This window comes from Microbacterium sp. SWDP-B6 (assembly GCF_059803615.1).
In genome coordinates, this window is the sequence record NZ_JAPFGV010000004.1 from 89,332 (window position 1) to 115,664 (window position 26,333).

The 26,333-nt window shown below is 69.2% G+C and carries 20 protein-coding genes; 6 read left to right on the forward strand and 14 right to left on the reverse strand.

The genetic code is table 11. The features are described 5' to 3' along the window. Positions 1-49 precede the first annotated feature (49 nt). From eno to OPU70_RS07760, 5 genes are all read right to left on the reverse strand, one after another. Complete coding sequence (eno, locus tag OPU70_RS07740; RefSeq protein WP_042542068.1) at positions 50-1,330, reverse strand: phosphopyruvate hydratase; 1,281 nt, start codon at positions 1,328-1,330, stop codon at positions 50-52. A gap of 100 nt (positions 1,331-1,430) precedes the next feature. After that, positions 1,431-2,090 carry an O-methyltransferase gene (locus tag OPU70_RS07745; protein WP_498557462.1) on the reverse strand — a complete coding sequence of 220 codons (660 nt, stop codon included), beginning with the start codon at positions 2,088-2,090 and terminating at the stop codon, positions 1,431-1,433. A 49-nt stretch (positions 2,091-2,139) separates the two neighbouring features. Beyond that, positions 2,140-3,072, reverse strand: a complete 933-nt coding sequence (locus tag OPU70_RS07750) for a CPBP family intramembrane glutamic endopeptidase (protein ID WP_079112495.1) — start codon at positions 3,070-3,072, stop codon at positions 2,140-2,142. Positions 3,073-3,109: 37 nt separating this feature from the next. Next, positions 3,110-4,129 carry a DUF1648 domain-containing protein gene (locus OPU70_RS07755; RefSeq protein WP_498557463.1) on the reverse strand — a complete coding sequence of 340 codons (1,020 nt, stop codon included), beginning with the start codon at positions 4,127-4,129 and terminating at the stop codon, positions 3,110-3,112. After that, positions 4,126-4,476 (reverse strand): GntR family transcriptional regulator, encoded by a 351-nt coding sequence (locus OPU70_RS07760; protein WP_079112493.1) that lies wholly within the window; start codon positions 4,474-4,476, stop codon positions 4,126-4,128. The genes OPU70_RS07755 and OPU70_RS07760 overlap by 4 nt, the downstream gene beginning before the upstream one ends. A 99-nt stretch (positions 4,477-4,575) precedes the next feature. Between OPU70_RS07760 and OPU70_RS07765 the strand changes: the two genes are divergently transcribed. Together OPU70_RS07765 and OPU70_RS07770 are read left to right on the forward strand one after the other, a co-directional pair. After that, positions 4,576-5,046: a PaaI family thioesterase gene (locus tag OPU70_RS07765; RefSeq protein ID WP_042542073.1), complete on the forward strand. Its 471-nt coding sequence runs from the start codon at positions 4,576-4,578 to the stop codon at positions 5,044-5,046. A 49-nt stretch (positions 5,047-5,095) separates the two neighbouring features. Further along, a complete protein-coding gene (locus OPU70_RS07770) occupies positions 5,096-6,322 on the forward strand; it encodes an APC family permease (protein ID WP_042542074.1) in 1,227 nt (408 codons plus the stop codon). Here OPU70_RS07770 and OPU70_RS07775 read toward each other — a convergent pair whose 3' ends face one another. Further along, positions 6,323-7,126: an AraC family transcriptional regulator gene (locus OPU70_RS07775; protein WP_042542075.1), complete on the reverse strand. Its 804-nt coding sequence runs from the start codon at positions 7,124-7,126 to the stop codon at positions 6,323-6,325. Between the two features lie 136 nt (positions 7,127-7,262). Between OPU70_RS07775 and OPU70_RS07780 the strand changes: the two genes are divergently transcribed. Beyond that, entirely contained in the window at positions 7,263-7,787 is a 525-nt protein-coding gene (locus OPU70_RS07780) for a VOC family protein (protein WP_498557464.1), read from the forward strand. Here OPU70_RS07780 and OPU70_RS07785 read toward each other — a convergent pair. The 4 genes from OPU70_RS07785 to OPU70_RS07800 all read right to left on the reverse strand — a co-directional run bounded on the left by OPU70_RS07785 (position 7,756) and on the right by OPU70_RS07800 (position 11,944). Continuing rightward, positions 7,756-8,568 (reverse strand): SGNH/GDSL hydrolase family protein, encoded by an 813-nt coding sequence (locus tag OPU70_RS07785; protein WP_498557465.1) that lies wholly within the window; start codon positions 8,566-8,568, stop codon positions 7,756-7,758. The two genes, OPU70_RS07780 and OPU70_RS07785, sit on opposite strands and share 32 nt — an antisense overlap. Positions 8,569-8,749: 181 nt before the next feature. Then, positions 8,750-10,000 carry a histidine--tRNA ligase gene (locus OPU70_RS07790; protein ID WP_498557522.1) on the reverse strand — a complete coding sequence of 417 codons (1,251 nt, stop codon included), beginning with the start codon at positions 9,998-10,000 and terminating at the stop codon, positions 8,750-8,752. Positions 10,001-10,065: 65 nt separating this feature from the next. Continuing rightward, the gene (locus OPU70_RS07795) at positions 10,066-10,743 is read right to left on the reverse strand and encodes a nucleoside triphosphate pyrophosphohydrolase (protein WP_498557466.1); all 678 of its coding nucleotides are present in this window, start codon (positions 10,741-10,743) and stop codon (positions 10,066-10,068) included. A 34-nt stretch (positions 10,744-10,777) separates the two neighbouring features. Further along, positions 10,778-11,944, reverse strand: a complete 1,167-nt coding sequence (locus OPU70_RS07800; protein WP_042542208.1) for a Na+/H+ antiporter NhaA — start codon at positions 11,942-11,944, stop codon at positions 10,778-10,780. 86 nt (positions 11,945-12,030) lie between these two features. Between OPU70_RS07800 and OPU70_RS07805 the strand changes: the two genes are divergently transcribed. Continuing rightward, entirely contained in the window at positions 12,031-14,718 is a 2,688-nt protein-coding gene (locus OPU70_RS07805) for a phosphoenolpyruvate carboxylase (protein ID WP_498557467.1), read from the forward strand. Between the two features lie 150 nt (positions 14,719-14,868). Further along, entirely contained in the window at positions 14,869-16,239 is a 1,371-nt protein-coding gene (gdhA, locus tag OPU70_RS07810) for an NADP-specific glutamate dehydrogenase (protein ID WP_042542082.1), read from the forward strand. Between the two features lie 73 nt (positions 16,240-16,312). Here gdhA and OPU70_RS07815 read toward each other — a convergent pair whose 3' ends face one another. The 3 genes from OPU70_RS07815 to OPU70_RS07825 all read right to left on the reverse strand — a co-directional run bounded on the left by OPU70_RS07815 (position 16,313) and on the right by OPU70_RS07825 (position 21,663). Beyond that, positions 16,313-17,746, reverse strand: coding sequence for an APC family permease (locus OPU70_RS07815; RefSeq protein ID WP_079112487.1), 1,434 nt, complete (start codon positions 17,744-17,746; stop codon positions 16,313-16,315). A 159-nt stretch (positions 17,747-17,905) separates the two neighbouring features. Beyond that, entirely contained in the window at positions 17,906-21,040 is a 3,135-nt protein-coding gene (locus OPU70_RS07820) for an aminotransferase class III-fold pyridoxal phosphate-dependent enzyme (protein WP_498557468.1), read from the reverse strand. Next, entirely contained in the window at positions 21,037-21,663 is a 627-nt protein-coding gene (locus OPU70_RS07825) for a gamma carbonic anhydrase family protein (protein WP_498557469.1), read from the reverse strand. Before OPU70_RS07825 ends, OPU70_RS07820 begins: the two co-directional genes overlap by 4 nt. Positions 21,664-21,817: 154 nt before the next feature. On the opposite strand from OPU70_RS07825, the gene OPU70_RS07830 reads away from it, so the two are divergent. Beyond that, the gene (locus OPU70_RS07830) at positions 21,818-22,699 is read left to right on the forward strand and encodes an SDR family oxidoreductase (RefSeq protein ID WP_079112485.1); all 882 of its coding nucleotides are present in this window, start codon (positions 21,818-21,820) and stop codon (positions 22,697-22,699) included. Positions 22,700-22,709: 10 nt separating this feature from the next. On the opposite strand, the gene mfd is transcribed toward OPU70_RS07830, so the two are convergent. Further along, positions 22,710-26,273: a transcription-repair coupling factor gene (gene mfd, locus OPU70_RS07835; protein ID WP_498557470.1), complete on the reverse strand. Its 3,564-nt coding sequence runs from the start codon at positions 26,271-26,273 to the stop codon at positions 22,710-22,712. Between the last annotated feature and the right edge of the window lie 60 nt (positions 26,274-26,333).

Below are 26,333 nucleotides of genomic sequence, written 5' to 3' on the forward strand. Positions count from 1 at the left end.
CCTCCTCCGTACGTGCCGCTCAGGCGGCGTGTGTCTGTCTCTGCTGTGTTCAGCCCTGGTAACGCGGGAACGCGGAACGGCCGGCGAAGACAGCCGCGTCGCCCAGCTCCTCCTCGATGCGCAGAAGCTGATTGTACTTCGCGACGCGCTCGCTGCGAGCAGGCGCACCAGCCTTGATCTGACCCGCGTTCGTCGCGACCACGAGGTCGGCGATCGTGGTGTCCTCGGTCTCACCCGAACGGTGCGACAGCATGGCGGTGTAGCCCGAGCGCTGCGCGAGGCTGACCGCGTCGAACGTCTCGGTGAGCGTTCCGATCTGGTTGACCTTGACGAGCAGCGAGTTGGCGACGCCGCGCTTGATGCCGTCGGCGAGACGGGTCGGGTTCGTGACGAACAGGTCGTCGCCGACGAGCTGGACCTTCGAGCCGAGAGCGTCGGTGAGGAGCTTCCAGTTGTCCCAGTCGTCCTCAGCCAGCGCGTCCTCGATCGTGACGATCGGGAAGTCGTTGACCAGGCCCTCGTAGTACTCGATCAGCTCGGGGCCGCTCCAGTCCTTGTTGTCGAGGCGGTAGACGCCGTCCTTGAAGAACTCGGTGGCTGCGACGTCGAGGCCCAGCGCGATGTCGGTGCCCGGCGTGAAGCCGGCCTTCTCGATCGCCTTGACGAGGAAGTCGAGACCCTCGCGGTTGCTGGGCAGATCGGGGGCGAAGCCGCCCTCGTCGCCGAGACCCGTCGCGTAGCCGGCGGCCTTCAGCTCGCCGCGCAGCACGTGGTAGGTCTCGACGCCCCAGCGGAGCGCCTCGGAGTAGGTCTCGGCGCCGATCGGGGCGAGGAAGAACTCCTGCATGTCGATGCCGTTGTCGGCGTGCTCGCCGCCGTTGATGACGTTGAAGAGCGGAACGGGCAGCAGGTGCGCGTTCGGGCCGCCCAGGTAGCGGAACAGCGGCAGGTCTGCGGAGTCGGCCGCGGCCTTGGCGACCGCGAGGCTGACGCCGAGGATCGCGTTGGCGCCGGTGCGCTGCTTGTTGTCGGTGCCGTCGGTCTCGATCAGGATCGCGTCGACGATGCGCTGCTCGCTCGCCTCGACACCCTCGAGCGCCGGGCCGAGCTCGTCGATGATGGCGTCGACCGCCTTGAGGACGCCCTTTCCGCCGTAGCGGCTCTTGTCGCCGTCGCGGAGCTCGTACGCCTCGAATGCGCCGGTGGATGCACCGGACGGAACGGCCGCCCGCTGGACCACACCGTCGTCGAGGAGCACCTCCACCTCAACGGTCGGGTTTCCGCGCGAGTCGAGAATCTCGCGTGCGCCTACAGCCTCGATCAGTGCCACTGATGTGCTCCTTGCTCAGAGAAAAGGTTGTGTGGAGCGTCGTCGATCCGCGCCCAGTCTAGCCCGCCCGCGCTCGACCTCCCGGGTTCGTCTCGGCGGCTCACACCACGACGGCGAGGGCGAAGCCGTCCCAGCCCTTGGCGCCGACCGTCTGCAGGGCGGTCGCGTCGAAGCGGGGATCCTCCCCCAGCATCCGCAGCCCGTCTCTGGTGCCGACGACCTTGGAGTCGGTCGAGTCCGCACGGACGATCTCGCCCTCCCGTCCGATGTTGTCGAGCACGATCACGGTTCCGGGATGCCCCAGCTTCGCCGCCCAGTCGAGGTAGACGGTGTTCGACTCCTTGTCGGCATCGATGAAGACCAGGTCGAAGCCGCCCACCAGCGTCGGGAGCACGTCGGCACCCCGGCCGATCCGGATGTCGACACGCTCTCCGACCCCGGCGGCATCGATGCTCGCCCGCGCGACGGCGGCGTTGTCGGCTTCGGCCTCGACCGTGACGACGCGGCCTTCCGGCCCCACGGCACGAGCGAGCCAGATCGTCGAATAGCCCCCGAGCGTGCCGATCTCGAGCACGCGCCGAGCGCCGCTGATGCGCGCGAGGAGGTTGAGCATCTTGCCGCCGACGGGCGCGACCTCGATCTCGGGGAGACCGGCGTCGCGCTGGGCCGACAGCGCCGACTCGAGGTGCGGATCGTGCCCCACGAGCAGCTCGGCGAGATAGGCATCGGCGTTCGACCAGGCTGCGGGAGTGGAATCCATGCCCTCAGCAAACCGTGACGCCTCGGGAGCGTCAAGAGGGTTGCGGAGGCTACTCCGCGCGCGGAGCGGACAGCAGTCGGCCGGGCCCGTCGGCGAGCTCGGGCTGTTCACGGAACTGCCCGGTGACGACGAGGACGGCGATGACCGCTGCCGCGACGATCCACCCCGCGAGGCCGAGCGGTCCGGCGAGCGCGAGATCGGGCTGCGATGCGGCGAAGATGACGATCAGCCCGGCGGCGGCGTTGAGGGAGCCATGGGCGAGCACAGCAGGCCAGACCGAGGCGGAGCGCAGGCGCAGCCAGCCCAGGAGAACACCCCAGGCCATGCAGCCACCGATCATGAAGAGCACACCGGTGATGTCTGTGCGTCCGAAGTTGTAGCCCAGCAGGATCAGCGGGCTGTGCCAGACGCCCCAGATCGCTCCGCTGAGGAGCAGCGTGGGCCAGGTGCCGAGCGGACGCAGCGCGGGCACCAGCCATCCGCGCCATCCGAGCTCTTCGCCGAACGCCAGCACGCTGTTGAGGAGTGCGCCGAAGGGGATCATCACGATCTGCGAGATCACGACGACCTCGATCGGCGGCATCGGCGCACCGGCGGGGAGCGCCTTCGCGACCTCTGCGGAGAACGCGGCGAAGGTCAGGTCGAGCTGCACGAACCCGAGCGCTGCCGCGAGCACGATGCCGAGGGCGACGAGAAGGGGCGGTACGAGCCAGCCGGCCACCATCAGCCAGACGACCCGCTTCGCCGGACGCAGCGGCCACAGCCCGAGGAATCGCGCCCGCTCGCCCCTCGACGGGATTCGCATCGTGAAGGTGACCACCAGTGCGGCGATCGCGGGGGTCAGCATCATCACCGGCAGGAGGAACCAGGTGCTCGGCTCGGCGAGTCCGTCGCCCAGCCAGAGAGGGAGGGCGACCACCCACGCGAGTCCGCACGCGAGTGCGACGAAGACGATGATGGCTGCGGCTCGGATGCGAGTCATGGGTTCTCTCCCTGTTCGGGTCCCCCGAGGGGCGTGGTCATCGGGATGCGGCCGAGGCCAGGACGGATGCCGCAGTGGCCGCGTCGTCGACGGTGACGACGAAGACGCGGCCGTCGGTGCGAGTGACTTCGAGGGCCTCTCCGGTGCGCAGGACGAATCCTCGCCGCCCGTCCGTGCCGAAGCGGTAGCCCCAGCCTCCGAACTCTGCGAAGGGGTTGACCTGAACCGCCCGGGTGCTCGCGATCTCCGTGGCGGGGATCTCGAGTCGTGGCCAACCCGCTGCCGAGCGCACCCGGAGACCCGCGGCGCTCGCGCGGACCCGGAACGAGAGACCGCTCGCCACGAGGATCACGAGGATCAGCGCGATGACCGCGACGATCCATCCGGCAGCCACGCCCCGTGCAAGGAGCAGCACGCTCATCGCGATCGTGAGGAAGACGCCGATCCCCAGGACCACCTGACCGCTCCGGGCGATGCCGACGGTCTTCATCCATACGGCGCGTTCATGATCGGCGAGCGGCAGGGGTTCCGCCGGTGGCTCGGATGCTGCGGGCGCGAACTGCACCTTCGGCTGCAGGAACCACCCGGCGGCGGCCAGCCCGGCTGAGACCACGAAGAAGACCGGGACCCACGGCGTGATGTCGGCGGCCTCGGCCGCATCCGAAAGGCCGCGCTGAGCGGCGGTCGAGACGACGGCGAGCATCGACATCATGCCCGCGATGCCGAGGCTTGCGGCTCCGAGCAGACGGGCGGTCGTCGACCACTGCGGTGGTGCACTCGACGTCGATGCACCGTGCGCGGGCAGTCTGTGCGAGACCAGGGCGATGATCGCGAACAGCACGATCGTCCCGCCGCCCAGACCGATGAGCAACGCCAACGGCGTCCACCGCGGCCCGAAGCCGTCGACCCCGTCGAGGCCCCAGTGGACCGCGGCCGGATCGGGGATCTCGGGCAGCCAGGCGACGACGACGACTGCGGCGAGCGCGATCAGGGCCGCGGGGACGATCACCCCCACCCACCAGAACGCGGTGCGGGCTCGGCGGATCTCGGCGGTCATGCTTCGGTCTCCTTGATGAGGGCGGCCAGGGTGGGAGGCGAGAGGCCGAGCGACGCCGCACGGGCCACGAGGGCGGCGATGTCGTGGGAGAGCTCGGCGAGTGGGGCGGCGGCCGGGGACACGACGGCTCCCCTGCCCCGTCGCAGATCGATCAGTCCTTCGTCTCGCAGCTGCTGGTAGGCGCGGAGCACCGTATGCAGGTTGATCTCGAGCGCATCCGCGAGCTCGCGGGCGGAGGGGAGTCGGTCGCCCGGCGTGAGCCGGCCGGCGAGGACGTCGGCGCGGACGGACGCCGCCACCTGATCGAAGAGCGGCCGAGCGCTGTCGGGGTCTATGCGGATCAGCATCCCGCCTCCTCTCTTCTACTAGTTCTACACAAACTATAACAACTGTTCGAACCCTCCAGTGATCTTTGTGGCGATCCCGGCGTCATCCACACTGACTTCATGCGCATCACTCCCCGACGCCTCGCCATCGGCATGAGCCTGTGGATCCCCAATCTCTTCAGCGGCATCCGCATCCGCCGATTCAGCGAGGACTGGACCCACGCGACAGTCGAGCTGCATGTGAACGTCTTCACACGCAACTACGTCAAGACGGCGTTCGGCGGCTCGATGTCTGCGATGACCGACCCGTACTTCTTCATGCTCGTGATGCACCAGCTCGGACGCGACTACGTGGTGTGGGACACCCGCGGCGAGATCGAGTTCCTCAAGCCCGGCCGCGGGATCCTCACAGCCGAGTTCGAGGTCAGCAGGGAGCGGGTCGAGGAGATCCGCGAGCGCGCGCACGGCGGCACGAAGGTGCTCGAGTGGTTCGAGACCGTGATCACAGACCGCGACGGCGATGTCGTCGCGAAAGTGCGACGCGAGGTCTACATCCGCGAGAAGAAGCGCGTGACCGCGGCTCGCGGCTGAGCAGCGAGGAAGTCACCGCGAATTCACCCTCGCATGACACGATGACGGGATGCCCCTCGCACGCCGCCTGAGACTCGGCGACGCCGTCGCCATCGGACTCGGCTCGATGATCGGTGCGGGCGTGTTCTCGGTGTGGGCACCCGCGATGGGCGTCGCCGGCAGCGGCATCCTGATCGCCCTGGGGATCGCCGCGATCGTCGCCTACTGCAACGCCACCGCGTCGGCGCAGCTCGCCGCAGCGCACCCCGTTGCCGGCGGCACCTATGCGTACGCCAGAGCAGAGATCGGTCCGTGGTGGGGTTTCGTGGCCGGCTGGAGCTTCGTGATCGGCAAGATCGCGAGCTGCGCCGCGATGGCCATGACCTTCGCCGCCTACGCGGCGCCCGAGGGCTGGCAGGTGCCGGTGGCCGTGGCCGCAGTCGTCGCGCTCGCAGCCGTCAACTGCTTCGGCGTCACGCGAACCGCGCTCGTCACCCGGGTGCTCGTCGCGTGCTCCCTGCTGGGGCTCGCGCTCGTCGTCGCGACCGGACTCGGCGGATCGTCTACGGCGACCCCCGCCCCTCTTCCCGATGCCAGCGCGTACGGCGTGCTGCAGGGCGCAGGACTGCTCTTCTTCGCGTTCGCAGGGTACGCGCGCATCGCGACCATGGGCGAGGAGGTCGTCGACCCTGCCCGGACGATCCCGCGCGCCATCGCCCTCGCGCTGGGCGGTGCGGTCGTCGTCTACACGCTCGTCGCGATCACGGTCGTCCTCGTCCTCGGTGGCGACGCGGCGACGAGCACGACGCCTCTGTCCGACGTCGCAGCGGCCACCGGGTGGCAGGCTCTCACCCCGGTCATCCGCATCGCGGCGGCGGCGGCCTCGCTCGGCGCTCTGCTCGCGCTGCTCACCGGCATCGGGCGGACGACCCTGGCCATGGCCCGCGAGCAGGACCTGCCGCGGTTCCTCGCGAAGGTCGACGAGCGCTGGCAGGTGCCGCGTCGTGCCGAGATCACGATCGCGCTGATCATCGTCGGGATCGTGGTCATCGCCGACCTTCGCGACGCGATCGGGTTCTCCTCGTTCGGGGTGCTGCTGTACTACCTCATCGCGAATGCCGCGGCGTTCCGACAGCAGGCGGCTGCTCGCCGCTATCCCCGCGCGTTGCAGGTCATCGGAGCTCTGGGCTGCCTGCTGCTCGTGAACACGCTGCCCGTCGTGGCCTCGGCGATCGGAACCGCGGTCGTGCTCGTCGGAGTGCTCTATCGGATGACTCGCCTCAGACTGTCGCGGTGATCACATGCGCGCATTCTCGTCCGGGGACTGCTCGGACGATCCTGCGCGATACGTGCGAGGGGCCATGCCGAGGATGCTGCGGAAGTCACGTGTGAGGTGCGCGTGATCGGCGTATCCGAGGTCTGCCGCAAGGCCCGACAGCTCGATCCCCGGATCGAGGCGCAGCCGCTCGGCGGCCTCCTGAAGGCGACGCCGGCGGATCATCGCCGCCGGTGAGACGCCCACGTGTCGGTGGGCCATCCGCTGCAGTGTGCGCACCGAGACGGCCAGACGCATCGCCGCCTCTTCGACGCTGCCGGCGGCATCATCACCCATGAGCACGTCGACGAGCGCGTTCGCGTGCCGTGCGGATTCGTCGACAGCCCCGACCCGGCGCACGAGCCAGTCGGAGAAGACCGCGACGGCGCGTTCGCGGCGCCCCTCCCCTGTGCTCATGGCGGCACCGATCGCATCCGCCAGGTCAGGCGCGTCGATGATCGTCTCGGTGTCGACGAGCGCAGCCGGGTCGTCGACGAGCGCTGCCACAGCCGCTGGCCGCAACAGCGCGCCGACCGCCCAGCTGGTTCCGCGCAGGTCGCGATGCGACGCCCGCGTCGTCGCGCCCGACAGAGTGACCGCGCCCTGCTCGACCACGAGATTGAGCGCCGGGTAGCCGACGATCTCCTGCCGCGATGACCGGCCGGGCTCTATCGACCACTCCGGGATCCAGAACCACACGGCGAGATCCCGCGCGCCCGCCGCGGGCGGCAGCCGATGGAACTCGGGCAGCCGGGCCGGGTAGAGCACTCCACGCGTCGGACGCATGTCTATTCGTCGCTCGGGAGGTATTCGACATCCATGTCTTCGACCCTACGACCCTCGCGCCACGCGCAGAGGACGCGCTCCGCAGTCTGTCGTCGATGTTCAAGCGCACACCCCGAGGGCTCCGTACCGTGAACGCATGACCACCGAGAACACGACCGGCGTGACCGGCGAACACACCACCGACGGCCGCCCGCACAGCGCGACCTCGCTCACTCCGTTCCTCGCGATCGCCGGAGCCAGAGAGGCGATCGACTTCTACCGAGACGTCTTCGGCGCCCGCGTCGTCGACGTCACGGAGTTCGGGGGCGTCGTCGCCCACGCCGATCTCGACTTCGGCCTCGGTCGCCTGCAGCTGGGCGAACCGAGCCCCGAGTATCACCTGGTTCCCGCGCCGTCGGGTGACGACGACTGCTACTCGATGGGCCTCTACGTCTCGGACATCGACGCCGTGGTCGAGCGGGCGGTCGCCGCGGGAGCGACCGTGCGCGAAGCGCCGTCTGCCTTCGTCTCGGGCGACCGATTCGCGAGCATCCGCGACCCCTTCGGCGTGAGGTGGTCGGTGATGACCCGCGTCGAAGACCTCTCGGACGACGAGAGCGCGCGTCGCGTCGCCGACTGGGCCGCGTCGTTCAGCGCGGCGCCGTCTGACGACGCGAGCTGAGAGCCGCCTCTGCCGCGAGGCACGCGGCCGGGAGCAGCACCTCGGCCGTGCGCCGGTAGCCGAGCGGGCTCGGATGGAAGCGATCCAGGCTGAACATGGCATCGGGATCGTCGAAGAACATCGGGCCCACGGCTCGGCGGAGATCGACGGGCCGCGCCCCGGCCGAGCGTGCAGTCTCGGCCTGCGCTTCGGCCAGCCTGCGCGACACGCTCGAGATCAGCCTCCGCAGCGGCTGTGGCACGGGGCGCAGCGCGCCGAGGTCGGGGCATGTGCCGACCACGACCTCGGTGCCCTGGCGGCGCAGGTGCACGATCGTGTCGCGTAAGTGCTGTGTGGAGACGGCGATCGGGAGTCGGTGGGTGACGTCATTGCCTCCGACCACGATCACTGCCACGTGCGGTGCGTAGTCATCGGGCAGACCCGCGAGCTGAGCAGCGAGATCGGGCGACTCCGCACCGACGACCGCGGCGGTGCGCAGGCGCACGGGCCGCCGCATCCGCCGTGCCATTCCCTTCGCGAGCCGTCCGCCGAGCGTCTCCTTGCGACGCTCGGCGCCGAGACCCGCCGCCACCGAGTCGCCCAGCACGAGAAGCTGCACAGGATCGCCGTCGAGCGCACGGCGCCAGACGCGATCAGCATCGATCGACTGCTCGCCGAGCGGTTTGCCGATGCGCCGACGCGCGATCGCCGCCTGACGCGTGAGCACGAACCGGATGCCGACGGCGGCCGAGACCGACGCGGCACCGATCGCGGCGAAGGCGACGAAGTACTGTCGGCTCATGCCCTGATTCGATCCGACCCGCGTGAACGCCGAGTGAACGGCATCCGCAGTGTCCGTCTGCAGGACCGGGGCACGTCCGCAGGACGAAACCAGCGGTCTGCCCCTGCATCCCGTGCGGTCTTCCTGCAGACGGACCCAGAGTTCGAACGCCGTGCCCGGAATGAGAAGGAGGAGCCGCGCCTCAGGCCAGCGGCTTGAGCTCCAGCTCGGCGGCGCCCGCCGAGACGGTCGCGAACTCGGTGTATCCGTCGGCGGCCGAGCGCTCGAGCAGTGCCTTCACGTTCTTCGTGCGCCGCTCGAGCCTGACCCTGGCCCCGGATGCCACGAGCCCCGCCTTGTGCGTGACGAGCTCGGCGACCGGCACGTCGGCGTCGTGGATGAGCACGACGGCGCGTTCGCCGGCATCCGCTCCCGCCGTCACGAGATCGACGAGCCTCTCGAAGCCGAGGGAGAAGCCCACGGCCGGGACCTGCTGACCGAGGAACCGCCCGATCATGCCGTCGTAGCGGCCGCCGCCGCCGAGCGAGTACGACACAGACGGATGCGCGAGCTCGAAGATCGTGCCGGTGTAGTAGCCCATGCCGCGCACGAGGAACGGGTCGAAGACCAGCGGGATGTCGGTCGCACCTCGCCCCGCGGCGACGGCCTCGCCGATGCCGACGAGGTGTCCGACGATCTCCTCCGGAGCGTTCTCGGGGAGCGCCTTGCGGATCTGCCGCTCACCGAACGGGTTGTGCTCCATGGTCTGCGGGCGAAGGAGGAACGCCTCGAACGCGTCGACTGCCGCTGCTGCCGAGCCGCGCTCGCGCAGTTCGGCGGCGACGCCGTCCGGACCGATCTTGTCGAGCTTGTCGATCGTGATCAGAACGCCGGGGCGCTCGTCGCCGGTGAAGCCGAAGCTGTCGAGCATCCAGTCGAGCGCACGTCGATCATTGATGCGAACGGTCGCTCCTTCGAGGCCCAGCGCGTCGACCGCGTCGAGCGAGGCGACCATGAGCTCGGCCTCTGCGCGCGAGGAGTCGTCGCCGATGATGTCGATGTCGCACTGCACGAACTGGCGGTAGCGGCCCTTCTGGGGGCGCTCGGCGCGCCAGACCGGCCCGATCTGGATGGCGCGGAACACACCGGGGAGCTGCCCGCGGTTGCTCGCATAGAAGCGTGCGAGGGGAACCGTGAGGTCGTAGCGCAGACCCAGGTCTGCCAACGCGCTCTGATCGCCGGCGGCGTCACGGATCGCCTCGGCGTCGAGGCCGCGTCGCAGCACGTTGTATGCGAGCTTCTCGTTGTCTCCGCCGATGCCGGCGTGCAGTCGCGAGTACTCCTCGAGCGCGGGGGTCTCGATCTCGTCGAAGCCATGCGAGCGGTATCGATCGCGGATGACGGCGAGGACGCGCTCGCGGCGGGCCTTGTCGGCGGGGAGGATGTCGCGCATTCCGCGCGGCGGGTTCACAGTAGCCACGCCTCCATCTTTCCAGGTCGGCGGGGCGGCCTGCGGCCTCAGGCCCCCGATTCCGCCTCGCGGACCTCGGCCTCGACCGCTCTGAGCCGTTCTCGCAGTGCCCGTTCCGCATCCCAGCCCTCGGCGCGGGCGACCGCGACGAGAGCGAGCAGAGCGTCGCCCAGCTCGGTCTCCGAGGACGGCCTCGCGTCACCTGCCGCCGCATCCGCCCCGGCGACGACACCGGCCCCCGCCGCGCGACCGACGATCTTCTGCGCCAGAGCGAGCGCCGGCATCCCACGCGGGATCCCGTCGAGGACGCTCCGTCTCGTGCGCTTCTCCGCCGCCTTCGCGGCGTTCCAGTGCACGAGGACCTCTTCGGGCGTCGTCGCGACCTCTCCGGCGAAGACATGAGGATGCCGCCGCACCATCTTCTCGGTCAGCGTGGCGGCCACATCGTCGATGTCGAACGGGTCGTCCGGATCCTGCGCAGCGATCGCGGAGTGGAACAGCACCTGCCAGAGCAGGTCGCCGAGTTCTTCGCGCAGATCGTCTCTCGTGCCGTTCTCGACGGCGTCGATCACCTCGTGCGACTCCTCGATGAGGTACGGCACGAGATCGCGGTGGGTGATCTGCTGCGACCAGACGCAGCGCTCTCGCACCTCGCGCATCGTCTCGGCGGCGGCGCGCAGCGGGTCGCGGTGCGACTCTGCGCTCACTGGCCCTTCCTCGGACATCACCGTGCCTGCTTTCTTCGTCTCTGTCTCGTGATCACGATGTCACGACGCCCTGGCGTCGGTACGCGCGTGCACGCAGCGAGACGATGATCCCCGACAGCACGAGCGCCACGAGCGAGCCGACGAGCACGCCCAGGATCGCCTGGTCGCGGATGCCCGCATCGGTCGCGAAGGCGAGGTTCGCCAGCAGCAGCGAGACGGTGAAGCCGATTCCGCCGAGTGCGCCGGCGGCGACGATGTCGGCGAACGGCAGGGCGGGCGCCGCGCCCCGGGGGCGGATCCGCATCGCCAGCCACCCGAACAGGGAGATGCCGATGATCTTGCCGACGGGCAGTGCGACGGCGATTCCCCAGAAGGCGGGCGACAGTTCTGTCGGCGAGAGCGCGGGGATCACCACGAAGGCGGCGACGAACGCGAAGATCGGCAGGATCGCGCCGTTCACCGTCGGCTCGAGAGCGTGTCGGGTGCGTGCGGCGGGAACGGGCGACATCACGAGCCCGAGCATCACGCCCGCGATCGTGGCATGGATCCCCGAGGACGCCACCAGGCCCCAGGCGACGATGCCGACCACGACCATCGCGACGGCGACCGCCGGATGCCCCTTGGCATGCAGCAGCCTGCTGAGCAGCCAGAAGGCGACGACGGCGGCGACGGCGAGCGCGAGGAAGAGCCACTGCACATCGTGCGCGAACAGCACGGCGATGAAGATGATGCCGATGATGTCGTCGAGGATCGCCAGCGCGAGCAGGAACACCCGGACGTTCGACGGAAGCCCCCGGCCGAACATGGCGAGGACGCCGAGCGCGAAGGCGATGTCGGTCGCGGTCGGGATGGGCCAACCGGTCGCGGTCGCCGAGTCGCCCGCGATGAGGAGATAGACCGCGATCGGCACCAGCACACCACCAGCGGCGGCGATGGCCGGCTGCACGGCCTTGCTCGGCGAGTCGAGCTCACCGTGGGTCAGCTCATGCCGCAGCTCGATCGCCACGACGAGGAAGAACACCGCGAGCAGCCCGTCGGACACCCAGTGCTCGACCGAGAGGTCGAGGACGGTGCCGGGGATCGCGATATGGAAGTCGAGGACTGCGGCGAGCGCATCGTGCGAAGGGAGGTTCGCCAGCAGGATTCCCAGTCCTGCCGCGACGAGCAGGAGGACAGCGGGGAACTGCTGACCACGGAGGGGGTTCGCGGAGATGCGCATCGCCCCCATGGTAGTTGCGGCTGCCTCGCGCGTCTCACATCGTCATGCGTTCAGAGCACGGCCCCGAGCCGGGATACTCTCGAACGGTGACCCCCGAACACGCCTTCCCCGAGCCCACTGACACCTCGGCCATCCGCATCATCGGCCGTTTCGAAGCAGGCCGCGGCATTCCTGATGCCATGCGCACCGATGTGAGAATGCTCGGCGCCCTTCTCGGCCAGGTTCTGCGCGAGTCGGGCGGTGACGACCTCTTCGAGGACGTGGAGCGACTGCGACTGGCGACGATCCAGGCCTATGACGAGGAGACGTCCGACGCCTTCGACCGCGCTGCGGCGATCGCCGAGTCGTTCTCGATCGCGCGCGCCGACGAGGTCGCCCGCGCGTTCACCTGCTACTTCCACCTCGTCAATCTCGCCGAGGAGCACCAGCGCGTGCGGGTTCTGCGCGAGCGCGCCGGCCAGCCCGGTCGCGAGGATGCCGCAGACACGGTCGCCACCGCGTACGCCCGCCTGAAGACCGAGGTCGGCGATGACGAGGCTCGCCGTCGTCTCGAGGGCCTGCGCTTCCACCCGGTGTTCACCGCCCACCCGACCGAGGCGCGCCGTCGCGCCGTGTCGTCGAGCATCCGCCGCCTCTCCGATCTGCTCACGCAGCACGACGCGGCGAGCGAGGGCGGGTCCGAGGAGCACCGCGCCCGGCGTCGGATGCTGGAGGAGATCGACACCCTCTGGCGCACGGCACCGCTGCGAGCCGAGAAGCCGTCGCCGACCGACGAGGTGCGCACGGTCATGGGCGTGTTCGACGAGACGCTCTTCACCACCGTGCCGCACGTGTATCGCCGCATCGACGACGCACTGCGCGGTGACGACTCCGGCTCGAGCGCACCGGTCGTCCCGGCCTTCGTGCGCATCGGCTCCTGGGTCGGCGGCGACCGCGACGGCAACCCGTTCGTGACGGCATCCGTGACCCGAGAGGCGTCGCAGATCGCCTCCGACCATGTGCTGCGCGGTCTCGAGCGCGCGCTCGAGCGCATCGGCCGCACGCTCACCCTCAGCGCCGAGGACACTCCCCCGAGTGACGCCGTCTCGGCGCTCTGGGATTCGTTCGCGGCCGCCGAGCCGCGGGTCGCGCACGAACTGGCCGCCCGCTCCCCCGGCGAGCCCCACCGACGGGTGCTGCTCGCCCTGGCACATCGCGTCGCTGCCACCAGGCACGGCGACGAGGAGGGGTATGCCCGCCCGGAGGAGCTGCTCGAAGACCTTCGCGTGGTGCAGTCGTCGCTGTCGGATGCGGGTGCGAAGCGCCACGCCTTCGGAGGCGTGCAGCACCTGATCTGGCAGGTGGAGACGTACGGCTTCCACCTCACCGAGCTCGAGGTGCGCCAGCACTCGCAGGTGCACGCGAAGGCCCTCGCAGAGCTCGAGAGCGGCGAGGCGATCAGCACGCAGACCGAAGAGGTGCTCGAGGTCTTCCGCGCGATCGCCGAGATCCAGCGCGACCGCGGACTCCGTGCCGCCGGTCGTTACGTCGTGTCGTTCACGCAGGCCGCTTCCGACCTCGCGAACGTCCACAGGCTCGCGGCGCATGCGCTCGGCGACGATGCGCCCGTGCTCGACGTCGTGCCCCTGTTCGAGACCTTCGCCGACCTCCAGGCGGCTCCCGGCATCCTCGCCGAGGCGGTGACCTTCCCCGAGTTCCAGGCTCGCCTCGCAGCGACCGGGAACCGACTAGAGGTCATGCTCGGCTACTCGGACTCGTCGAAGGACGTCGGCCCGGTCGCCGCCAACCTCGCGCTGTACGAGGCGCAGGAGAAGATCGCGCAGTGGGCACAGGAGTCGGACATAGAGCTGACGCTGTTCCACGGACGCGGCGGCGCCCTCGGACGCGGCGGCGGACCGGCCAACTCGGCGATCCTCGCGCAGCCGCCGCACTCGGTCGACGGGCGCTTCAAGCTGACCGAGCAGGGCGAGGTCATCTTCGCCCGTTACGGCGAGCCTGCCATCGCCATGCGGCACATCGACCAGGTCGCCGCGGCGACCCTGCTCGCGTCCTCGCCGAGCGTCGAGAAGCACACGAGCGACGCCGCGGCGCGTTTCTCCGACATCGCCGCCGTCATGGACGCCTCGTCACGCGAGCGGTTCTTCTCGCTCGTGAAGGCCGAGGGCTTCGCTCCCTGGTTCGCCACGGTGACTCCTCTGGAGGAGATCGGTCTGCTCGCCCTGGGCTCGCGTCCCGCCAGGCGAGGGCTGTCGGTCGAGTCGCTCGAAGACCTGCGTGCCATCCCGTGGGTGTTCGCCTGGACCCAGGCCCGCATCAACCTGGCCGGTTGGTTCGGCCTCGGCACGGCTCTCGCCGCCGTCGGCGACGAGGGACGGCTCATCGAGGCCTACCGCGATTGGCCGCTGCTGCGCACCATGATCGACAACGTGGCCATGAGCCTCGCGAAGACCGACGAGCGCATCGCCCGCCAGTACCTCGCACTCGGTGACCGCGACGATCTCGCCCAGCTCGTGCTGGACGAGCTCGCGCTCACCCGCGAATGGGTCATCCGCCTCACCGGTGGCGTCGGGCTGCTCGAGAACAAGCCGATCCTGCAGCGCGCGGTGCAGTTGCGCACGCCGTACGTAGACGCGCTGTCACTGCTGCAGCTGCGCGCACTGCGCGCCCTGCGCGACCCCGGTGAGGCGACCGGATCCGGAGCCGACGACGAGCAGAAGCGCCTGCTGCTGCTCTCGGTCAGCGGCGTCGCGGCCGGTCTGCAGAACACCGGGTGATCGACGCCCATCGCGCCTGAGCAAGCGCATGCCGGTGCGAAGGTCCTCACATCGGCGTGCCCGCTAGAGTGAAAACTCCGCCCGATCCGGCGTACCCTCACGCGACACGATCGCACGCAGCACCATCCCCCGATCAGAAAGCTCTTTCGCGTGACCTCTTCGCCATCCGCCGACTTCCACCCGCTCGCAGAGTCCGTGCAGCCCGTGTTCGACACGGTGCTCGTCCGCAGCCCGCACGAGCCCGAATTCCAGCAGGCCGTGCACGAGGTGCTGAACTCGATCGCCCCTGTGCTGGCACGCAACCCGCAGTTCGTGGACGGCGGCATCCTCGACCGCCTGGTCGAGCCGGAGCGGCAGATCCTGTTCCGGGTGCCCTGGGTCGACGACGCCGGTCGCCTGCAGGTCAACCGCGGCTACCGCATCCAGTTCTCCTCGGTTCTCGGCCCGTACAAGGGCGGACTGCGCTTCCACCCCTCGGTGAACCTGTCGATCATCAAGTTCCTCGGCTTCGAGCAGATCTTCAAGAACGCGCTGACCGGTCAGGGCATCGGCGGCGGCAAGGGCGGCTCCGACTTCGACCCGCACGGCCGATCGGATGGCGAGATCATGCGCTTCTGCCAGTCGTTCATGAACGAGCTCTACCGCCACCTCGGCGAGCACACCGACGTCCCCGCGGGTGACATCGGCGTCGGCGGCCGCGAGATCGGGTATCTCTTCGGGCAGTACCGCAAGATCACCAACCGTCATGAGTCGGGCATGTTCACCGGCAAGGGCACCGGCTGGGGTGGCGCCGAGGTGCGCACCGAGGCCACGGGCTATGGCGCCGTGTTCTTCGCGCAGGAGATGCTCGGAGTCCACAACGACTCGCTCGACGGCAAGCGCGTCGGCGTCTCAGGCTCGGGCAACGTCGCGATCTACGCGATCCAGAAGGCATCGCAGCTCGGCGCGACCGCTGTCACCGCATCCGACTCCTCCGGATACGTCGTCGACGACGCCGGGATCGACGTCGACCTGCTGCGCCAGATCAAGGAGGTCGAGCGCGCCCGCATCGTCGAGTACGCGAACCGTCGCCCCGGCGCGCGCTTCGTCGAGGGCGGCAGCGTCTGGGAGGTTCCCGTCGACATCGCCGTGCCCTCTGCCACGCAGAACGAGCTCGACCTCGACGCTGCCGAGGCGCTCATCGCCAACGGCGTGCGCGCCGTCTCGGAGGGCGCGAACATGCCCTGCGTCCCCGCCGCCGTCGAGGCGTTCCAGGGCGCCGGCGTGCTCTTCGCGCCCGGCAAGGCCGCGAACGCCGGAGGCGTGGCGACCTCCGCACTCGAGATGAGTCAGAACGCCTCGCGTCAGCGGTGGAGCTTCGACGCCAGCGAGAACAAGCTGCGCGAGATCATGGCCGACATCCACAGCGCCGCGTTCGACGCCGCAGAGCGTTACGACGTCGCGGGCGACTACGTGGCCGGGGCGAACATCGCCGGCTTCGAGCGCGTCGCCGGCGCGATGCTCGCGCAGGGCGTGATCTGAGCCCACTCGCGTCCCGCACACAGGTGAAGAGCCGCCTCCCTCACGGGTGGCGGCTCTTCTGCATCCCGCGTCGTCAGCTCTCGTCGACCGGCACCTTCACGACCTTGTTGAATCCGGTCACCGCCTGGTTCTCGTCGAACGCGACGACCTTCTTGCGGAAGCCCCTCGTGATCACAGCGAGGTAGATCAGCCCGAGCGCCGTCCAGATCAGACCACCGGTCAGGGCGTCCGCGTGCAGGTTCGCCCACAGCAGTCCGGTGAGCAGCATGCCGATTCCCGGCATCACGATGTAGGAGAAGATGTCGCGCGGCGTGTGACGCCGACCCTTGCGGATCGCGAACCAGGCGATCACCGAGATGTTCACGAAGGTGAACGCGATCAGCGCGCCGTAGTTGATCCACGCCGCGATCAGCTCGAGCGTGAAGGGGATGGCGAGCAGTGAGATGGCGCCGACCAGCACGATGTTGAAGGTCGGCGTGTGCGTGCGGGGGTTGATGTAGCCGAAGGCCTTCTGCGGCAGCACGTTGTTGCGTCCCATCACGAGGAGCATGCGCGACACCGATGCGTGCGAGGCGAGCCCGGACGCCAGGGTCGCGCAGAAGCCCGCAGCCGTCAGCACGGCCATGAGCACGTTGCCGCCGACGAGGTTGCCGATGATCGGCAGGGTCGAGTCCTCGACGTACTGCATGTCGCCACCGGGAGCGAACTCGTTCCAGTCCGGGAACCGCAGCTGCGTCACGTACGCGGCCACGAGGAAGATCGCTCCGCCGAGCAGCACCGTGAGCAGGATCGCCTTCGGCATGATCTTCGGGTCCTTCGCCTCCTCGGCGTACATCGTCACGGCGTCGAAGCCGATGAACGAGAAGCAGACGATCGTGGCGCCCATGAGCACCGCGCTCATCGTCGCCCCGTCGTGGATGAACGGAGCTGCCGACGCGATCGTCCCCGCACCCTCACCACGCATCAGCTGGGCGACGACCATGACGACGAACACGACCATCACGACGATCGAGAACACGAGCAGGATCATGTTCATGTTCGAGGTGCCGCGCATGGTCATGTAGATGATGCTCGTGACGAGGATGCAGTAGAGCACCACCCAGATCCAGCCGGGGATGTCGGGGAACAGCGCCTCGAGGTAGCTGCGGATGATGAGGCAGTTGACCATCGGGAGAAGCACGTAGTCGATGAGCGAGGTCCAGCCGACCATGAAGCCGAGGTTCGGATGGATCGACTCGCGCACGTAGGTGTAGGCGGAACCGGCGCTCGGGATGGCACGGGAGATCTTGCCGTAGCTGATCGCCGTGAAGACCATCACGACGAGGGCGACGAGGTAGGCGGCGGGAACGACGTTGTCGGTGTCGCGAGCCACCATGCCGAAGGTGTCGAAGACGACGGTCGGCGTCATGTAGCCGAGACCGAGACCGACGATCGCCCAGAGACCGAGGTTGCGTCGCAGTCTTCCGCCGCCCTGCGCGAGCGGCTTCGTCTTGATGGGCGTGGCCATGAGTACTCCTTCGGGAACAGCGCATGGGTCGGACTTCGGGCGATCCGACGCTGACGCTCAGTATGTACCCGGGATATTCCTCAGCGGAAGAGCAGATCTGATTCGAAATACGCATTTAACATGCCGCGAACCGACTCGATTCGAAGATCCGGCCTCCGATCACCACCCGTCGGTGAGCACTCGATCCAGCATCGCGACCACGTGGTCGGCGCTCTCGATCGTCAGACAGAGCGGAGGCTTGATCTTCAGCACGTTCGATCGCTCGGAGGTCGTGAGCACGATCACGCCCAACTCGCGCATCCGCTCGCAGATCGCTGCGGCCTCGGCATCCGCCGGCTCCATCGTCTCGCGATCGCGCACCAGCTCGACGCCGAGATAGAGCCCCTGGCCGTGCACGGGACCGATCAGCGGATGCCGCTCCGCGAGCGCACGAAGAGCGTCTGCCAGATGTCCACCGACCTCGAGGGCGTTGCGCTGCAGATCGTCCTCGACCATGGCGTCGAGCACGGCGAGGCCGACGCTGCTGCTGAGGGTGCTGCCACCCGCTGAGGAGAAGAACTGCCCCTGGCTGCTGAGCGCGTCGGCGATCCGCTTCGATGTGATCACGCCCCCGATGGGGAAGCCGTTGCCCATCGGCTTGGCGATCGTGACGATGTCGGGGACCACTCCGGACTGCTCGAACCCCCAGAAGGTCGATCCCATGCGACCGAAGCCCACCTGCACCTCGTCGGCGATGCAGAGGCCACCCCGCGCGCGCACGAGTTCGTAGGCGCCTGCCAGGTAGCCGTCGGGCAGGAGCACTCCCCCGGCGTTTCCGAGCACGGACTCGCACAGGAAGGCTGCGGGCTCTCGGCCGTCCGCGACGAGACCGCCGAGGTCTGCGGCGAGATCGGCGAGGTAGCGGCCGGCCGTGTCGTCTCCGCGGTAGGTGCCGCGGAACGGGTTGGGCACGTCGGCGACGTGCACCCAGTCGGGCCGCGTCTCGAGAGCATGCGGGTTGTCGTAGGCGCTGGTCGTGACCGCATCGCTTGCCATCGTCCACCCGTGGTAGGCCTCTCGGAGCGCCACCACCGTGCGTCGTCCGGTGGCCGCCTGCGCCAGACGGATGCCGAGATCGACCGCCTCCGAGCCGCTGTTCACCAGCAGCACCGTATCGAGACCGCTCCTCTCGGGCATCAGCGCGATCAGCCTCTCGCTGTACTCGGCGAGATCGCGGAACAGGAACCGCGAGTTGGTGGCGAGCGTCTTCAGCTGCCGGTTCGCGGCCGCCGCGACTCCGGGATGACCATGGCCGAGTCCCGCGACGTTGTTCACCATGTCGACATAGCTGCGACCGGTCGTGTCGACGAGATGGTGCCGCCAGCCGCGTTCGATCTGCGGCGGATGCTCGTAGTAGCGCTCCTGAGCGCTCGCGAAGATGCGCTCCCTGCGCTCGAGCTCCTGGGCGGCCTCGTCGTGCTGCGCGTGGGAGGGAAGCCCGAGCAACGCAGCCGAGTCGGCGGTGAAGCGGCACCACGCCGCGACGCGATCGGGTGCCACGAGATGCGCGGTGACTGACGTATCGGGCCGCGGCGCCGGAAGCGGCGGAGCATCGGCTCGGCTGAGACCGATGATGATCGTCCTGTTCTCGAACGATGCCGCGAGCCTGCCGATGCTCTCGCCCCGTTCGACTCGGCCGCTGCGGTTCGGCTCGAGGTCGGCGCCCCGGAGCTCGAGCACCCACCCGGTGTCGAGCGCGATGCGCACCCCACCCTCTGTGGTCTTGAGCTCGCCCTCTGCCGGCGCGATCATCCGCGACGACGGCCCAGGGGCGACGTGCACTTCGGTCTCGATCGGCCAGGTGGCCGCAGCGCTCGCGGTGTCGACCGCCGTGCGGGTGAGCCGGAACACGCCGTAGGGCACGACGGCAGCTCGCGCACCCCGCGCGTGGGCCTCGGCGACGAGGAGCGCCTCGGCGTCGGGATGCGCCCACCGGCCTGCGCCCAGCCCCTCGGCCTCGACACCGGGGTCGACCACGACGACGCGACCGTCGAGCTCCGGAAGAAGGGTCGACAGCTCGGGGCGCTCATCGTCAGCAGCGTCGAGTGGCGAACGGCCGGGCTCAGGAGTCTCGGGCTCAGGAGTCCCGGGCTCGGTCTTCTCGGGCTCGGGAGCCTCCGCCACTGCTGCCTCGGGCTCTTGCGCCTCGGGCTCTTGCGCCTCGGGCTCCCGGGTCTCCGGCTCCGGCACCGCCGTGTGCGAGGCGGTCGGCGTCGGCGCCTCGAACTCCGGCGACTCGAACCCGAGCCGAGCGAGCACCAGCTCGGTCGCCTCGGCGAGCGGAACCGCCGTCGCGGCGTCGAAGATCGCCTGCTCGCCGGCGATCCGCTCGCGGGCATAGGCGTTGTCTCCGTCGATCGCGAGCTGTCTCCACCCGCTGGCGACGAGCAGAGCCGCTCGCAGCACGACCAGTGGCCACACGGCGAGCGCTTCGTCACGGCTGAGCGGCGCGTCGGCATGGAACGCGGCCACGGTATCGAGGGCACGGAGCGGGCGCTCCGGCTCGTGGTGCAGCATCGACGAGACGCATACGGCCAGTTCGGCGACCCGCCAGCCGAGCCCCAGATCGCCCAGGTCGAGGACGGTGTGCGGGTGCAGCCGGGAATCGTCACCGCGCGTCCCGGTGACGTTGTCGTCGGTGAGGTCGCCGTGGATCGGCTGCACCGGCAACGCAGCGGCCACGATCGACAGTGCCTTGTGCGCGTCCTCCGCGGCCGTGCGCACGCGGGAGCGCAGCTCGGCCTCCGTCACCGCCGGGGCGAGCGCGCTGATCTGGGCATAGGCGACGCGCATGTCCCACATCTGGTCGCGCTCGAGCCCTGGATGCGCGAGACCCGCGAGCGCGTTCACGGATGCCGCCGCCAGCGCGCCGAACTCGGCGAGGACCACGGGAGCCAGATACCCCGCATCGACCATCGGCTCACCCGCGGCGAACTCACTGCGGCGCACCGCGAATCCCCGCCAGCGCTGCGTGAGCTGACCGTCGAGTCCGGGGAGCACGGCGGGAACCCGCACGCCGGCCGCGCGATAGGCATCGAGCGCCGCATGCTGCGCGGCTCTCGCGTCGTCACCGAAGACGGGGTTGTCGACGCGCAGCACGCTGCGCGAGCCGTCCGGCTCGACCAGCACGAAATTGCGGTCCTGATTGCTGCCGAGCTCGGTCGCCACCGCCTCGACTCCGTAGCATTCGCGAGCGATCAGCGCGGCGTCGTCCGTGCTGATGTCCGGTCGGACGAGCCCCGCGCCGTCACTCACCCGCGACCCGCCGCGCGACCGTCGGCGTCGAGACGCACATCGTCGGCGTGCCGGGCCAGCGAGCTGCCGTAGCGCTCGGTCAGCTGCACCATGAGGTCGGGGGTGTCGCGATCCACGCCGAAGACGTGCCCGGGGAAGTCGAGTTCGGGTTGCGCGGCGGAGATCTTCTCCTCCCTGTCGGGAGACAGGAGCTGCACGGGATCTCCGACCGCGACCCAGCCGATCGGCACGACCGTTCCGGCCGGGAGCACCGCTCGTCGGTGCACGATGGCGTTCACCCGCACCTCGCATCGATCCCCGACCAGCGCACCGTTGAAGATCCGTGCCCCGGACGCGAAAAAGACCTCTTCGCCCACGGTCGCGCCGGCGATGCTCGCGAGCGTTCCCACGAGGGTGTGCGCACCGATGTGCACGGCGTTCGCGGCCGTGGCTCTGATGAGCGCGTTCTCCATCACGATCACGTGCTCGCCGATCGTGATCGGCCCTCCTTCTGCGGTGATCACGGCGCCATGGAGCACCTGGCAGTCAGGGCCGATGGTCACGTCTCCGGAGATCACGGCGGTGGGAGCGACGACGGCGGTGTCATGGATCCGGGGCCGAGCCCCGAGGTGCTCGTACAACATGACGCCAGCGTAGCGCCGCCGCATACGTGTCGAGAAGGCTGACCGAGCCTCCTGCTACGCTGACGCCCATGAAGTGCAGCTGACTCGATCCCTCCCCCGCCTCCGACCGCCGTTCGGCGTGCCCGGGGCTCCATCGATCGAAAGGCGCATCGCCATGCACTCCCACGACCTTCCCCTGTTCGGACGCACTGCTCTGGTGACCGGCGTCTCCCGCAGACGCGGCATCGGATTCGCGACCGCGACGACGCTCGCGTCTCTCGGCGCGAACGTGTTCTTCCACCACTTCCGCCCCCATGATCTCGACCACCCGTGGGGCGGGGACGACCTCGACGCGGTTCGCGCCGGCATCCACGACTCCCTCGCATCCGGGGCCGTGATGGGCGACGCCCAGGCGGATCTCCGCGACCCGGCCAGCATCGACCCTCTGCTCGACGCGGCATCAGCGCTCTCGGGTCGGCTCGACATCGTCATCTGCAACCAGGCGATGAGCGGCGGCGACGGCACGATCTTCGACATGACCGCCGACCGACTCGACGCGCACTGGCAGGCCAACACCCGCGCCTCGCTGCTGCTCACAGCCGGGCTGGCGAATCGAGTACGCCGAGAACTCGGCGGTGCAGAGACTCCGGTCGGTCGCCCCGGCGACAGCATCCCGTCGCTCGGCCCCTTCGAGAAGCCAACCGCTCACGTCGTCTGGATGACCTCGGGTCAGGGGCACGGGGCGATGCGCGGCGAGATCTCGTACGCGACGAGCAAGGCCGCGCTCGCGGGGATCACCCGTTCGACTGCGGCCGAGCTGCTCGATGTCGGGATCGTGCTGAACACCGTCAATCCGGGTCCGGTGAACACGGGCTACCTCGATGCCGACACCACGGATCGCGATCTGTCGGGCGTCGAGGACTGGATCGCGGGCACGCCGTTCGGCCGTGTCGGTCGCCCCGACGACCCTGCCCGCCTGATCGGCTGGCTGTGCACGGACGCCGGCTCGTGGGTGGTCGGCCAGGTGCTGACCACCGACGGCGGATTCTCGCTGTAGCCGGTTCCCGTCACCCGACCTTCGCCGGCTCGGGGAAGATCGCTGTGAAGAGCTGGTCGACCCAGTCGAGCAGCTCGGCCGCCTGCAGCGGTTCGAGTCCCACTCCCACGGCGGCGGGCACTGTCGGCATCGGCACGACGAGCGCCTCGCCCCCGCCGACCAGCTTCGCCTTGGGGTACAGCCGCTGCAGGCGCACTTTGATCGAGTCCTCGAGTCGAGCCGGTGCGATGCGCAGGTTCGAGCCCATGACCACGACGTCGGAGAGCCCGGCTCTGGCTGCACGACGGCGAAGGCGGGAGACCGCGATCAGGCCCGTGACCTCGTCGGGAGGGGTGCCGTAGCGGTCGGTGAGCTCGTCGATGACGAGATCGATCGCGTCGTCCTTCGCCGTCGCCGTCGACGCCGCTGACAGCTTCTGATATGCCTCGAGACGAAGTCGCTCGCTGTCGATGTAGTACTCGGGGATGCGCGCGTCCAACGGCAGCTCGAGGCGCAGCTCCTGGCCCGACTCGACGTCTTCGCCACGGAACGTCGCGACGGCCTCGCCGATCATCCGGAGGTAGAGGTCGAATCCGACCCCGGCGATGTGTCCGGCCTGTTCACCGCCGAGCAGGTTGCCGGCGCCTCGAAGTTCGAGGTCTTTGAGCGCGACCTGCATTCCCGACCCCAGGTCGTTGTTGACGGCGATCGTCTGGAGGCGGTCGGCCGCCGTCTCGCTGAGAGGCTTCATCTCGTCGTAGAGGAAATACGCATAGGCGCGCTCGCGACCTCGACCGACACGTCCGCGCAGCTGGTGCAGCTGGCTGAGCCCGTACTTGTCGGCCCTGTCGATGATGATCGTGTTCGCGTTCGCGATGTCGAGACCCGTCTCGATGATCGTGGTCGAGACGAGCACGTCGAACTTGCGCTCCCAGAAGTCGTCGACGACCTGCTCGAGCGCGTGCTCGCCCATCTGACCGTGCGCCACGGCGATGCGCGCCTCGGGCACGAGCTCGGCGAGCTGGGCAGCGACGCGCTGGATCGACTGCACGCGGTTGTGCACGAAGAACACCTGACCCTCGCGCAGGATCTCTCGACGGATCGCCGCCGCCATCTGCTTGTCGCTGCGGGGTCCGACGAACGAGAGGATCGGATGCCGGTCCTCCGGCGGCGTCGCGAGCGTCGACATCTCGCGGATGCCCGTGACAGCCATCTCGAGCGTGCGCGGGATGGGCGTCGCGCTCATCGCGAGGATGTCGACATTCGTCTTCATCTTCTTGAGGGTGTCCTTGTGCTCGACGCCGAAGCGCTGCTCCTCGTCGATGATCATCAGGCCGAGGTCTTTGAACATGACCTGATCGGTGAGGATGCGGTGGGTGCCGATCACCATGTCGACCGTGCCGTCGAGCAGGCCGTCGAGAGTGAGACGCGCCTCCTTGTCGGTCTGGAAGCGCGACAGCGGACGCACCTTGACGGGGAATCCGGCGAAGCGCTCGGTGAACGTCTCGAGGTGCTGCTTGACGAGCAGCGTCGTCGGCACGAGCATCGCGACCTGCTTGCCGTCCTGGATCGCCTTGAACGCCGCGCGCACGGCGACCTCGGTCTTACCGAAGCCGACGTCGCCCGACAGCAGCCTGTCCATCGGGATCGGCCGCTCCATGTCGGCCTTGATCTCGTCGATGGTCTGCAGCTGATCGAGGGTCTCGGCGAACGGGAACGCCTCTTCGAGCTCGCGCTGCCAGGGCGTGTCCGGGCCGAACGCGTGACCCTTCGCGCTCATCCGCGCCGAATACAGCTTGACCAGCTCGACGGCGATGTCGCGCACGGCCTTGCGAGCCTTGCCCTTCGCCTGCGACCAGTCGCTGCCGCCCATCTTCGACAGGGTCGGCCCCTCGCCGCCGACGTACTTCGAGAGCAGGTCGAGCTGATCGGTGGGCACGTAGAGCTTGTCGCCGGGATAACCGCGCTTCGACGGGGCGTACTCGAGCACGAGATAGTCGCGCACGGACTTCGTCGCGTTGCGCCCGCCGGTCGACACCTCGCGCTGCGTCATCTCGACGAATCGGCCGATGCCGTGCGTGTTGTGCACGACGTAGTCGCCCTGCTTGAGCTGCAGCGGATCGACGACGTTCTTGCGACGCGACGCGAGCTTCTTGACGACGCGCTGGTCTCCGCCGATCGTGCGCCCGTAGAACTCGTTGTCGGTGAGGACGGCGAGCTTGGCCTCGGGGATCTGGAATCCGGCCTCGACCGAGCCGGTGACGAGAGTCGCAACGCCGGTGTCGGGCGCGTCGGTCAGCTCGGACACGATGCGGGCGGCGATCCCTCGGTCGGACAGCACGTCGCGGGCACGGTCGACGAGGCCCGCTCCGGCGGCGATCACGACGACCCGCCAGCCGTCTGCGACCTTCGCCTCGACGAACGAGATCGCGCCGTCGACGTTGCCGTGGAACGACGGGATGACCGAGGCGTCGATGGTCTCGGCGTCCTCGCCGCCCATCGAGAACGGGCTCAGTCGCCACCAGACGCCACCGCGATCGCGGACGACCTCGCGCAGCCGGGCGATGGTGAGGAAGTCGCCGGCGCCGAGATCGATGGGGGCCGACGCGCCGGAGGTCGCCGCGCTCCAGGCCGCGTCGAGGAACTCGCGGTTGGTCTCGCCCAGTGTGATCGCACGGGCGCTCGACCGCTCGGGGTCGACGACGGCCGTCGCGACACCCTCGGGCAGGTACTCCGCGAGCGACTTCAGCGGACCGGAGACCGCCGGAAGAAGAGACTCCATGCCCTCGACCGGGATTCCCTCGGCCATCTTCTCGAGCATCCCCGCGATCGCCGGGAACCCGCCGATCAGCGCTCGCGCGCGATCGCGAACGTCAGGAGTCAGCAGCAGCTCGCGGCTCGGCGGCAGATCGACGCCGTCGACGTCGCCCGGGAGCGAGCGCTGATCAGCGACGGAGAACGAGCGGATCTGGTCGATCTCGTCGCCGAAGAACTCGACGCGGAACGGATGCTCCGAGATCGGGGGGAACACATCGAGGATGCCGCCTCGGACGGCGAACTCGCCTCGGCGCGACACCATGTCGACGCGCGAATAGGCGCGCTCGACCAGCTGCTCGACGACGTGGTCGAGTTCGTGACCGCGGCTCGCGGTGCGCAGCTCGAGAGGCGCGATCTCACCGAGGTTGCCAGCGATCGGCTGGAGGGCGGCTCGCACGGAGGCCACGACGACGAGGGGGTGATCGCCCGACCATTCCGCGATGCGACGCAGGGTCTGCAGTCTCTGACCCACCGTGTCGGTGCTGGGGCTGAGTCGCTCGTGCGGCAGCGTCTCCCACGCGGGGAAGGTCACGACCTCGGCATCGGGGATGTACGCGGTGAGCGCGGCAGCGAGACTCTCGGCCCGCCTGCCCGTCGGGACGACGGTCAGGAGCGCGGCGGGATGCCCCGCTGCCCGGCGCTTCTCGAGCAGACCCGCGAGCGCCGGAGCGTCGAGTCCGTCGACCAGGCCGAGATCGGCATCGGTCTGGGCCCACGTCAGGGCGTCACGAAAAAGAGATGCCTCTTCCAAGGCGCGCAGAATCCCCGGCACAGTCACCGGACAAGCCTAGCCGCGGCCGCAGACACCGGCATCGGGATCGTCCCGGACCCGCGCTGC